Origin of the sequence: Corynebacterium frankenforstense (assembly GCF_030211955.1) — a bacterium.
Taxonomy (GTDB): domain Bacteria; phylum Actinomycetota; class Actinomycetes; order Mycobacteriales; family Mycobacteriaceae; genus Corynebacterium; species Corynebacterium frankenforstense_A.
In genome coordinates this window covers 1-11,813 of record NZ_JASODI010000032.1, presented here as the reverse complement: position 1 = coordinate 11,813, position 11,813 = coordinate 1, and the positions used below count along the sequence as shown (strand labels likewise).

The 11,813-nt window shown below is 74.6% G+C and carries 9 protein-coding genes and 1 pseudogene; 8 read left to right on the top strand and 2 right to left on the bottom strand.

The window, feature by feature from the left end; all coding sequences use genetic code 11:
- Positions 1-65: 65 nt before the first annotated feature.
- From rpoZ to QP119_RS11265, 4 genes are all read left to right on the top strand, one after another.
- Positions 66-356 (top strand): DNA-directed RNA polymerase subunit omega, encoded by a 291-nt coding sequence (gene rpoZ, locus QP119_RS11280; protein ID WP_075663755.1) that lies wholly within the window; start codon positions 66-68, stop codon positions 354-356.
- 298 nt (positions 357-654) lie between these two features.
- On the top strand, positions 655-1,923 hold the full coding sequence (coaBC, locus tag QP119_RS11275; protein WP_284776242.1) for a bifunctional phosphopantothenoylcysteine decarboxylase/phosphopantothenate--cysteine ligase CoaBC: 1,269 nt from the start codon (positions 655-657) through the stop codon (positions 1,921-1,923).
- Between the two features lie 154 nt (positions 1,924-2,077).
- The gene (gene metK / locus QP119_RS11270; protein WP_284776238.1) at positions 2,078-3,304 is read left to right on the top strand and encodes a methionine adenosyltransferase; all 1,227 of its coding nucleotides are present in this window, start codon (positions 2,078-2,080) and stop codon (positions 3,302-3,304) included.
- 41 nt (positions 3,305-3,345) lie between these two features.
- On the top strand, positions 3,346-5,376 hold the full coding sequence (locus QP119_RS11265; protein ID WP_284776236.1) for a primosomal protein N': 2,031 nt from the start codon (positions 3,346-3,348) through the stop codon (positions 5,374-5,376).
- Positions 5,377-5,482: 106 nt separating this feature from the next.
- Here the strand turns inward: QP119_RS11265 and QP119_RS11260 are convergent, their stop codons facing one another.
- Positions 5,483-6,832, bottom strand: a complete 1,350-nt coding sequence (locus tag QP119_RS11260; protein ID WP_284776234.1) for a D-arabinono-1,4-lactone oxidase — start codon at positions 6,830-6,832, stop codon at positions 5,483-5,485.
- A complete protein-coding gene (locus QP119_RS11255) occupies positions 6,829-8,061 on the bottom strand; it encodes an amino acid deaminase/aldolase (RefSeq protein ID WP_284776232.1) in 1,233 nt (410 codons plus the stop codon). Before QP119_RS11255 ends, QP119_RS11260 begins: the two co-directional genes overlap by 4 nt.
- Positions 8,062-8,382: 321 nt before the next feature.
- On the opposite strand from QP119_RS11255, the gene fmt reads away from it, so the two are divergent.
- From fmt to QP119_RS11235, 4 genes and pseudogenes are all read left to right on the top strand, one after another.
- Positions 8,383-9,363, top strand: a complete 981-nt coding sequence (gene fmt / locus QP119_RS11250; protein ID WP_284776240.1) for a methionyl-tRNA formyltransferase — start codon at positions 8,383-8,385, stop codon at positions 9,361-9,363.
- Positions 9,360-10,925: an RsmB/NOP family class I SAM-dependent RNA methyltransferase gene (locus QP119_RS11245; protein ID WP_336620425.1), complete on the top strand. Its 1,566-nt coding sequence runs from the start codon at positions 9,360-9,362 to the stop codon at positions 10,923-10,925. The genes fmt and QP119_RS11245 overlap by 4 nt, the downstream gene beginning before the upstream one ends.
- A 10-nt stretch (positions 10,926-10,935) precedes the next feature.
- The gene (gene rpe, locus QP119_RS11240) at positions 10,936-11,613 is read left to right on the top strand and encodes a ribulose-phosphate 3-epimerase (RefSeq protein WP_284776230.1); all 678 of its coding nucleotides are present in this window, start codon (positions 10,936-10,938) and stop codon (positions 11,611-11,613) included.
- Positions 11,614-11,660: 47 nt separating this feature from the next.
- Positions 11,661-11,813, top strand: a pseudogene (locus QP119_RS11235) (bifunctional diaminohydroxyphosphoribosylaminopyrimidine deaminase/5-amino-6-(5-phosphoribosylamino)uracil reductase RibD); the annotation flags it as partial.

Below are 11,813 nucleotides of genomic sequence, written 5' to 3'. Positions count from 1 at the left end.
GGACGTGTGTGCCCGTCCGGTCCGCCGCGGCCGCATTCAACGCAACCGAAGAAACACAGGTGTGAGTGACTAACGTGACTAACGAGACGGAAGAAAACCAGCCGGTCTTCGATCCGCCGGTCGGCATCACCGACCCGCCGATCGACCGTCTGCTCGAGAAGGTCTCCTCGAAGTACGCTCTGGCGATCTTCGCGGCCAAGCGGGCGCGCCAGATCAACGCGCACTACCAGCAGGCCGACAACGAGGTCTTCGAGTACATCGGGCCGCTGGTCACCCCGGAGCCGGGCGAGAAGCCGCTGTCGATCGCGCTGCGCGAGATCGACGCGGGCCTTCTCGAGTACGAGGAGGGCCGCTAGGCCCCTCGGGGTGACCCCACCCCGACGTCTGCTTTCCGACGCCCCCGTGCGCCCACCGTTTGTGCGGTGGGGCACGGGGGCGTCGGCGTGCGTGGGCGTGGGCGCAGGCGTGCATGGGCGGGGTATGTTCGGCGGATGAGCGCGGACGCATCCGCGGAAGCGCCGGACCATCCGCACCGACGAGCCCAGGGGAGTGGCACCCGTGACCGACCCGCACACCGACCACCGCCACGCGCAGCGCGCGCACGACGAGGCGCCGCGCGAGACCGGGGGAGAGGCGCCCGCCCGCGCCCCGCGCGTGCTTCTCGGCGTGGCCGGCGGCATCGCCGCCTACAAGGCCTGCCACCTGGTGCGCGAGTTCTCCGAGCACGGCGCCGACGTCACCGTCGTGCCCACCCCCAACGCCCTGAGGTTCATCGGCGCGGCGACCTTCGAGGCCCTCTCGGGCAACCCCGTGGCCACCGACGTCTTCACCGGCGTCGACGAGGTCCGCCACGTGCGCGTCGGCCAGGAGTCCGACCTCGTGGTCATCGCCCCGGCCACCGCCGACCTCATCGCACGCCTGGCCGCCGGGCGTGCCGACGACCTGCTGACCGCCAGCGTGCTGGTGGCCACCTGTCCCGTCGTCGTCGCCCCGGCGATGCACACCGAGATGTGGCTCAACGCCGCCACCCGCGACAACGTCGCCACGCTGCGCCGCCGCGGCATCACGGTGCTCGACCCCGCCAGCGGCCGGCTGACCGGGCCCGACTCCGGGCCAGGCCGCCTGCTCGAGCCCGCCCAGATCGTCGAGCTGGCCCGCACCGCCGCCGCCCGCGGCGGGCTTTCGCGCCCGCTGGAGGGAACCACCGTGGTCATCTCCGCCGGCGGCACCCGCGAGGCCCTCGACCCCGTGCGTTACCTGGGCAACCGCTCCTCGGGCCGCCAGGGCTTCGCCCTCGCCGAGCTCGCCGGTCAGCTCGGCGCCCACGTCGAGCTCGTCGCGGGGGCCACCGACGCGCTGCCGACACCCGCCAACACCACGGTCACCCGCATCGAGTCGACCGCCGAGCTCAAGGCCGCCGTCGACGAGCGCGCCGCCGACGCCGACGTGGTGATCATGGCCGCCGCCGTCTCCGACTTCCGCCCGGCCAACGTGGCCGGGGCGAAGATGAAGAAGGGCTCCGAGGCCGAGGCCGGCCTGGAGACCCTCCAGATGACCGAGAACCCGGACATCCTGCGCGGCGTCGTCGAGGCCCGGGAGAGCGGCGTCCTGGACGCGGACACCGTCATCGTCGGCTTCGCCGCCGAGACCGGCGACGCCGACGCGGACGCCCTCGAGTACGGCCGCCGCAAGCTGCTCAAGAAGGGCTGCGACGTCATCCTGTGCAACGAGGTCGGCGGCGGCAGGGCCTTCGGCACCCCGGACAACGCCGGCTGGCTGCTCACCGCCCCCGAGGGCGCGGCCGCACCGGCCGACGTCGAGGTGCGCGAGGTGCCCCGCGGCAGCAAGCAGGAGATCGCCGCGGAGATCCTCGCGGAGGTCGTGCGCATCCGACACGCGGACAGCTCGGCATTGCAGGATTAGACCGCTTGGTCTAATGTGGTCCGGGAATCCGACCCGCCACGCCGGCGCCCCGCGCCGTGGCGGGCCGGGCCGCGGCCCGGCACCTGCGCAGACGCAGGCCGCAACGCCCCGCCGCGGCGCAACAGGTCGAAGCGAGAGCAAAGGAAGCGATCAAGTGGCAGAGACAGCGAGCACGGTGCGACTGTTCACCAGCGAGTCCGTGACCGAGGGGCACCCGGACAAGATCTGCGACGCGATCTCCGACGCGATCCTGGACGCCATCCTGGCCGAGGACCCGACCGCGCACGTCGCCGTCGAGACCCTGGTGACCACCGGGCAGGTCCACGTCGTCGGTGAGGTGCGCACGAGCGCCTACGTCGAGATCCCGCTGCTGGTGCGCAAGACGCTCCTCGACATCGGCTTCACCTCCTCCGAGGTCGGCTTCGACGGCCGCACCTGCGCGGTCAACATCGCCATCGGCGAGCAGTCCGCGGAGATCGGCTCGGGTGTGGACACCTCCCACGAGGTCCGCTCCGGCAACGGCCACGAGGCCGACGACCAGGGCGGCGCCGGCGACCAGGGCCTGATGTTCGGCTACGCCACCGACGAGACGCCGGAGTACATGCCGCTGCCGATCGCCACCGCCCACCGCCTGGCGCGCCGCCTGACCGAGGTGCGCAAGGAGGGCATCGTCGACCACCTGCGCCCGGACGGCAAGACCCAGGTCACCTTCGCCTACGACGCCGAGGGCAACCCGACCCACCTGGACACCGTGGTCATCTCCACCCAGCACGACCCCGAGGTCGACTCCGCCTGGCTGGAGCCGCGCCTGCGCGAGCACGTCCTCGACCACGTCCTGGCCCAGGCCGACCTCGAGCGCTACCGCACCGACGAGCTCACCCTCCTGGTCAACCCCTCCGGCTCTTTCATCCTCGGCGGCCCGATGGGCGACGCGGGGCTGACCGGCCGCAAGATCATCGTCGACACCTACGGCGGCATGGCCCGCCACGGCGGCGGCGCCTTCTCCGGCAAGGACCCGAGCAAGGTCGACCGCTCGGCGGCCTACGCCATGCGCTGGGTGGCCAAGAACATCGTCGCCGGCGGGCTGGCGCACAAGGCCGAGGTCCAGGTCGCCTACGCCATCGGGCGCGCCGCCCCGGTGGGCCTGTACGTGGAGACCTTCGGCACCGCCGCCGAGGGGCTCGACGACGCCGCGATCCAGGACGCCGTGCAGAAGGTCTTCGACCTGCGCCCCACGGCCGTGATCCGCGAGCTCGACCTGCAGCGCCCGATCTACCGCCAGACCGCCGCCTACGGCCACTTCGGCCGCACCGACGTCGACCTGCCCTGGGAGCGCGTCGACCGCGCCGAGGAGCTGCGCCGCGCCGTCGGCCTCGGCTGAGCCGTGACCCGGGCAGGCGCCCGCGGGTAGAATCCCGCGGTATGTCACCGACCCGCGCCCCCGCCGAGACCCGGCCCGTGGCGCGGGTCCTGCCGTTGCTGGGCCTGCCGCACCTGGACCGGCCCTTCGACTACCTCGTCGCCGCCGACCAGGACGCCGAGGCACGCCCCGGCGTGCGCGTGCGCATCCGCTTCTCCGGGCGCCTCGTCGACGCCCTGCTCCTCGAGCGCGTCTCCGACAGCGAGCACGGCGGCCGCCTGCGCTACCTGGAGCGGGTCATCTCCCCGGAGATCGTCTACCCGAAACGCCTGGCCACGCTCATCGACAAGCTGGCTGACCGCTACGCCGGCACCCGTTCCGACCTCATCCGCGCCGCCGTGCCCCCGCGCCACGCCAAGGCCGAGGAGGCCGACACCGACACTCCCTGGGAGGAGCTCGGCGAGCCGGCCGAGGCGGATCTGTCCGCCTGGTCCGGCTACACCCACGGCGAGTCCTTCGTCGACGCCGTTATCGAGGGCCGCACCGCGCGGGCCGCCTTGCAGATCGCGCCGGGGGAGGACTGGGCCGCCGCGCTGGCGGCCCTCGCGGTGGCCGTCGTCTCCGACGGCGGCGGCGCGCTGATCGTGGCGCCGGACCAACGCGACGTCGACAAGCTCGAGGCCGCCTGCCGCACCCTCGTCTCCGCCCGCCAGGTCACTGTGCTCGGCGCGGCACTCGGCCCGCAGGCGCGCTACCGGCGCTACCTGTCGGTGCTGCACGGGCAGGCCCGCCTGGTCATCGGCACCCGCTCGGCCGCGTTCGCGCCGGTGCAGAACCTGCGCCTGGCGGTCTGCCTCTTCGACGGCGACGACAACCTCGTCGAGCCGCGCGCGCCCTATCCACACGCCCGCGAGGTGCTCACGACCCGCTCGGCGTTGGAGAAGTGCTCGCTGATCGTCGCCGGGCACACCCGCACCGCCGAGGCCGAGCTGCTCGTGCGCTCCGGCTGGGCCCACGGCCTGGTCGCCCCGCGCGAGGCCCTGCGCGCCCGCGCCCCGCGCGTGCAGGCCACCGCCGACTCCGAGGCCGCCCTCGCCCGCGACCCCCGCGCCCGCCAGGCGCGCATCCCCTCGGTCGCCTTCGCCGCCCTGCGCGAGGGGGTCGCGGCCGGGCGCCCCGTGCTCGTCCAGACCCCGCGGCGCGGCTACGTGCCCACCCTGGCCTGCGGCAACTGCCACACCCCGGCCCGCTGCCGAGCCTGCAACGGCCCGCTCGGTGTGCCCGAGGCCACCGACGGGCAGCGCGCGGCCGTGCCGCAGTGCCGCTGGTGCGGGCGCCTCGAGCCGCGCTTCCGCTGCCAGGAGTGCGGCTCGCCCAGGTTGCGTGCCGTGGTGCTGGGCAACCAGCGCACCGCCGAGGAGCTCGGCCGTGCCTTCCCCGGCACGCGCGTGATCGTCTCCGGCGGCAACCGGGTCATCGAGGAGATTGACGACGCCCCGGCGTTGGTGGTCGCCACCCCGGGTGCGGAACCCGAGGTAGCCGGCGGCGGCGCCTACGGCGCGGCGTTGCTGCTGGACACCTGGGCGCTGCTGGGACGCCAGGATCTGCGCGCCACCGAGCGCACACTCGCCGCCTGGACGGCGGTGGCGACCAGGGTGCGCCCGGCGCGCGAGGGCGGGCGCGTCATCGTCGTCGCCGACTCGGCGCTGCCGGTGGTCCAGCACCTGATCCGCTGGGACATGCCGGCCGCCGCGCGCGCCGAGCTCGACCAGCGCGGTGAGGTGCGCCTGCCGCCGGCGGTGCACCTGGCCGCCGTGGACGGAGCGGCCGCGGCCGTCGACGCCCTGATCGAGGAGACGGAGCTGCCCGCCGGCGCCGAGGTGCTCGGCCCCGTCGATCTGCCGGCCGGGGTGAGCCTGCCCGGCGAGTACGACGAGGAGCGCTTCGGCCCGCCGCAGCGCGTGCTCGTGCGCGTGCCCCTCGGCCCGGCCGGCGAGCTGGGCCGCGCGCTCAAGGCTGCCGCCGTGGCCCGGGTGGCACGGCGCGACGACCTGCCGCTGCGCATCCAGGTCGACCCCGTCTCCGTCGGGTGACGGAGCTTCGCTCCGTCACTGGGGCGCGGCGACGCCTCGTCACAGGGCTGGGGTGGCCCCGCACCAACCGTGAGGGCGCCCGGGGTGGGTGCCCCGCGGGACGTCGTCAATCCAGGCCGAAGACGCGGTCGATCATCGGGTTGCGGAACATGCCCTCAGGATCGACGCGGGCGCGCAGTTCGCCGACGGCGTCCAGGTGCGGGTGCACCGCGGCCAGGCCGTCGTGGTCGAGGGTGTGCAGCTTGCCCCAGTGGGGGCGCCCGCCGGCGGCCACCAGAACCGGCTCGATGAGCTCGAAGAGCTCCTCGTGGTCGTCGCGGTGGTAGCGGTGCACCGCGATGTAGCAGGACTGCCGGCCGTAGCCGGTCGACAGCGGCACCTCGTCGGCGCCGGTGGCGCGCACCTCGATGGGGAAGGTGACCTGCACGTCGCGGGAGTCCAGGCGGCGGTGGACCTCGCGGAGGACCTCGGCGGCGTCGGTAAGGGGCACCGCATACTCCATCTCGTTGAAGCGCACCCGGCGCGCGGAGACGAAGACGTCGTGGGCCAGGTCCGAGTACTCGCGCTGGGCGAGGAAGCGCGCCGAGAGCCGGTTGAGCGTCGGCGTTACCGCCGGCGCGAAATGCCCGAGCGCGCACATGGCGCGGTAGGCGACGTTGTTGGCCAGCTCGTCCTCGAACACGGCGCGCCAGCGCGGGATCGGGGCGGCGACCCGGTCGCGCTCGGCGAGGGTGTGCCGGGTGTTGCGCTTGACGTGGGCGACGTCGGTGCCGGGGAACCAGTAGTACTCGACGTGGTCGGCCGAGGCGGCGGCCTGGGCGAAGTCGTCGCGCAGCGCGGCGACCGGCTCGGCGCGCTCGACGGCGGCCAGCACGAAGGTCTCGACCACCGCGACGGTGACCCGGGTGACCACGCCGAGGGCGCCGAGGTGCACGCGGCCCAGCTCGAAGAGCTCGTCGCCGGGGCCGACGTCGTGGACGGTGCCTTCGGCGGTGACGATGCGCTGGCGGCGCACCATGCCGGCCAGGCCGGTGAAGCCGAGGCCGGTGCCGTGGGTGGAGGTCGCGATGGCGCCGGCCAGCGACTGCGGGTCGACGTCGCCCTGGTTGGCAAGTGCCAGTCCGTGCGGGCGCAGCAGGCGCGGCACGTCGCGAAGCCGGGTGCCGGCCAGGAAGGTGACCTCCATGGCCTCGCGGTCGACGTTGACCACGCCGGACAGCTCGTCGAGGCTGATGAGCACCCCGTCGGTGACGGCCACCCCGGAGAAGGAGTGCCCGGCGCCGACGGTCTTGACGTGCAGGCCGGCCTCGGCGGCTCGGGTGACGGTCTCGACGACCTCGGCCTCGGTGGCCGGGCGGGCGACCTCGCCGGGCCGGGCGGCCTGCGCGCCGGACCAGTTGCGCCAGGTGGCGCCCGCGCGGGCGCCGCGGCGGGTGGTTCGGGTCGGGGTGGTCATACGAAGCTCCTCTTCTCTCCGCGGTAGGTCGGCCATTCGGCCACGGTCAGCCCGTCGGAGACGACGAGTACCGAGTCGGTCCACTCGGCCTGTTCTCCGGCCTTGGCGTGGCGCATCCAGACGTGGTCGCCCAGGCGCAGCCGGTCCGCACCCGTCCCGCGCAGCGGGGTCTGCACCTCGCCGGCGCCCTCGAGGGCGATGGTGCGCAGCCCCTCGGGGTAGTCCACGACGGGCAGGCGGTCGTCGCCCGGCGCCCCGGAGGCGACCCGCCCGCCGCCGGCGACGGTGACGAAGCCGCGGGCCGGGTGGCGCACCACCGGCACCACGAACCACTCGGCCGGGTGGGGCGTGAAGGTCTTGTAGTGGTCGAAGAGGCCTGGTCCGAGGACCCCGGAGCCGGCGCCGATCTCGGTGACGGCCTCCTCGGCCCGGGTGGTCTCGATCGAGCCGGTGCCGCCGCCGTTGACGAACTCGAGCTCGAGGCCGTCGACGGCCAGCCGCTCGGCCACGGCGGCGACGACCTTCGCCCGCCGCCCGGCCAGCTCGTCGACCGAGAGGCGCTTCATCGCGGCGATCGCCGGGGAGGTGTCGGTGGTCCCGGCGATCTGGCCCTCGTAGGCCATCAGGCCGACCAGGCGCATGCCGGGCCGCGAGCAGATTTCCGAGGCCATCGCCTCGGCCTCGGCCGGGGAGTGCACCGGGGAGCGTCGCGCCCCGATGTGCACCGGGCCGATGACGTAGGAGGCGTCGACGTCCAGGCACACCCGCAGCTCGGCGGCGTCGGTGTCCGGCTCGCTCCAGTCCGGGTCGGGGTGGCACGTCTCCAGCCCGACGGCCTCGGCGGCCTGTTCGATCAGGCGCAGGTGGCCGGGGCAGTCGACCATGACCGTCACGGCCCGGCGGTAGGCGGGGTCACCGGCCCAGGCGGCCAGCAGGTCCGGGTCCGCGCACGGGTAGGCGACCAGGATGTCGTTGCAGACGCCCTCGTCGACCAGCCACAGCGCCTCGCCGAGGTGGTAGGAGAGCAGCCCCGAGAAGCCGGGCACCTCGAGCACCCGCGAGATCAGCTCCCGGATGCGCAGCGACTTGGTGGCCAGGCGGATCGGGGTGCCGCGGGCACGCCGTGCCATGTCGCGGGCGTTGGCCCGCGCGGCGTCCAGGTCCAGCACGCTGAAGGGCGCGGGCCTGCCGGCCACGGCTTCGCGGACCTCGGGTGGGGGAGCAGTCACTTCAGGCCTCCTTGTCTTCGCGGTCTTCGCCGGGCTCCGCGTCGGTCCCGCCGTCGCCTGCGCCGGGGAGAAAAACTTTCACGGATGCAAGTGCACCCATCCTGACACCGGGGCGACCGCGCCCGCAGCGGTTTGGCCGGGTTTTCCGTGGGCGGGGCCACAGTCGCGTGTCGACGCCGCGTGCGTGCCCCGCCGCCCCGCCGCCCACCCGGCGTGCGCGGCCGGGTCGCGCCCCGGCGCTACAATGGACCCCCTGAACGCGCCGGAAGCGGCGCCGGAACCTGCACCGAAAGGAGCGCGCGGGAAGCGCACATGACTCACCTGAGACTCGTCTTCGCCGGCACCCCGGAACCCGCCGTCGTCGCCCTCGACCGGCTCCTCGACTCCGACCACGAGGTCCTCGCCGTGATCACCCGCCCCGACGCCCGCCGCGGCCGGGGCCGCACGCTGCACCCCAGCCCCGTGGCCGCCCGCGCCGCCGAGCGCGGAATCGAGGTCCTCAAGCCCGCCACCCTCAAGCCCGGCACCGAGGACGGCGACGCCCTGCGCGCCCGCCTGGCCGAGCTCGCCCCCGACGCGCTGCCGGTGGTCGCCTACGGCAACCTGATCACCCCGGACCTGCTCGACGTCGCCGAGCACGGCTGGGTCAACCTGCACTTCTCCCTGCTGCCGCGCTGGCGCGGCGCGGCCCCGGTGCAGGCCGCGATCGCCGCCGGCGACGCCGAGACCGGGGCGAGCACCTTCCGCATCGCCGCCGGCCTGGACACCGGCGACGTGCTCGCCCAGACCCACGAGCCGATCGGGCCCGAGGACACCGCCGACGACCTCTTGACCCGCCTGGCCTACTCGGGGGCGGACCTGCTCGCCGAGACCATGGACGGGCTGGCCGCCGGGACGCTCACCACCCGCCCGCAGGCCGAGCTCGGCGGCGAGCCCACCCACGCCGCGAAGATCAACAGCGCCGACGCCCGCATCGACTGGACCCGGCCCACCGCCGAGACCGACCGGATCATCCGCGCCCACACCCCGGCGCCGGGCGCCTGGACCATGTGGGGCGAGCGGCGCATGAAGCTCGGGCGCGTCGTCCCGCTGGCCGCCGACTCCGAGGCCGCCGCCCCGGTCGCCGGCCGCCCGGGTGCGGTGCACGCGGGCCGCCACAGCGTGGTCGTCGGCACCGCCGACGCCGCCGTGGAGCTCACCCGCATCCAGCCGCCGGGCAAGAAGGCCATGGCCGCCGAGGACTGGGCCCGCGGGGCACTGTCCGGCACCACCGACGAGGAGCAAGGAGTCACGTTCCAGTGAGCCAGAACGCACAGGGCGGGGGCTTCCGCTCCCGCAGCAGGAAGGGCCGCGCCCGGTCCGGCGCCGCCGGCGCCGGCCGCGGCAACCACGGCACCGACGGCCACGGGCGCAGCCGCCGCGACGGACGCAAGATCTCCGACGCCCGCGGCGCGCGCGGGCGCGACGGTGCGCGCGGCGGCAACGGCGACCACCGCGGGCGTCGTCAATCGGACGAGGGGCAGGCCCGGCGCGACTACCGCGGCATCGACAAGGCGCGCCAGGCGGCCTTCGAGACGCTGCTGAAGGTCACCGAGGACGACGCCTTCGGCAACCTGACTCTGCCCGGCGAGCTGCGCGCGCTGGGGCTCAAGGGCCGCGACGCCGCCTTCGCCACCGAGATCACCTACGGCACCCTGCGCACCCTCGGGGTGGTCGACGCGGTGATCGACAAGTGCGCCGCCCAGGGCATCGAGTCGATCAACCCGCAGGTCCTCGACGCGCTGCGCCTCGGCGTCTACCAGCTGCTCTACACCCGCGTCGAGGAGCACGCGGCCGTGGACACCTCCGTGCGCCTGGTCGGCGCCACCGGGCGGTTCAAGGCCAAGGGCTTCGCCAACGGCGTGCTGCGCACCGTCACGCGCACCCCGGTCGAGGAGTGGCTGGAGCAGCTCACCCCGGCCGACCCGCTGGAGGCGCTGGCCTTCCGCACCGCGCACCCGGCCTGGATCGCGAGGTCGTTTTCCAAGGTGCTGCCCGAGGGCGAGCTCGAGGCCGCCCTCGAGGCCGACTCCGAGCGCCCGCACGTGCACCTGGTCGCCCGCCCCGGCGAGATCTCCGCCGAGGAGCTGGCGCTGATCACCGGCGGCGAGCAGGGGAGGTATTCGCCGTACGCGGTCTACCTGCCCGGCGGCGACCCCGGCACGCTCGAGCCGGTGCGCCAGGGTCTGGCCGGCGTGCAGGACGAGGGCTCCCAGCTCATCGCCCGCGCGCTGACCGAGGTCGAGCTCGAGGGCGAGGACACCGGCCGCTGGCTCGACCTGTGCGCCGGCCCCGGCGGCAAGGCCGCGCTCGCCGGCGCGATCGCGCGCATCGAGGGCGCGCACGTCGACGCCGTCGAGACCGCCGCCCACCGCGCGAAGCTGGTGGAGAAGGCCTGCGGCGACCTGCCGGTGACCGTGCACGTCGCCGACGGCCGCGACCCGGGCCTCGAGCCGGGCTTCGACCGCGTGCTCGTCGACGCGCCGTGCTCCGGGCTCGGCGCGCTGCGGCGGCGGCCCGAGGCGCGCTGGCGCAAGTCCGAGGCGGACATCCCGGGCCTGTCGGTGCTGCAGTTCGAGCTGCTGAGCTCCGCGCTGAGCCTCGTGCGCCCCGGCGGCGCGGTGGTCTACTCGACCTGCTCGCCGGACGTGCGCGAGACCCGCCAGGTCGTCGAGCGCGCCGTCCACGAGCTCGGCGCCGTCGAGCTCGACGCCCACGGGCTGGTCGGCGGGATGACGGACGTCGGCGAGGCGCCCTCGGTGCAGATGTGGCCGCACCGCCACGGCACCGACGCCATGTTCTTCGCGGTCCTTCGGCGTCGCTAGACTCGGGGGCATGCCGCAACCGATCATCGCGCCCTCGATCCTGAACTCCGACTTCTCGCGCCTCGGCGAGGAGATCGGCCGCATCAAGACCGCCGACTGGGTCCACGTGGACATCATGGACGGCCACTTCGTGCCCAACCTCTCCTTCGGCCCCGACATCACGGCGACCGTCGACAAGCTGACCGACCAGCCGCTCGACGTGCACCTGATGATCGAGGAGCCGGAGACCTGGGTCGACCGCTACATCGACGCCGGCGCCGACACCGTCATCTTCCACGTCGAGGCCACCGAGGACCCCGTGGCACTCGCCCGCCACCTGCGGGAGAAGGGCGTGCGCGCCGCGTTCTCCCTGCGCCCGGGCACCCCGCTGGAGGACTACCTGGACGTCCTCGACGAGTTCGACCAGGTGCTCGTCATGAGCGTCGAGCCCGGCTTCGGCGGCCAGTCCTTCATGCCCGATCAGCTGGACAAGGTGCGCACCCTGCGCCGCGAGATCGCCGAGCGCGGCCTGGAGTTGACCGTCGAGATCGACGGCGGCATCAACGCCGAGACCATCCGCGAAGCCGCCGCCGCGGGCGTGGACGTCTTTGTCGCCGGCTCCGCCGTCTACAAGTCCGATGACCCGGCCGCCGCCGTCGAGGAGCTGCGCGCCGCCGCCGCGGAGGCCGCCGAGGCCGTGCAGCGGTGACCCTGACGGACGCACCGGCCGGGGCGGGCCAGTCCCGCTTCCCGCACCTGCGCCCCGGCGAGCTTGAGGCGCTCGCCGCCGCCGAGGCCGCCTCGGCCGCCGTGCGCGGCACCACCAGCCCCAACCCGCCCGTGGGCGCGGCGATTGTCGACGTCGCGGGTGACACCGTGGGCGTGGGAGCCACCCGCCCGGCGGGTGGC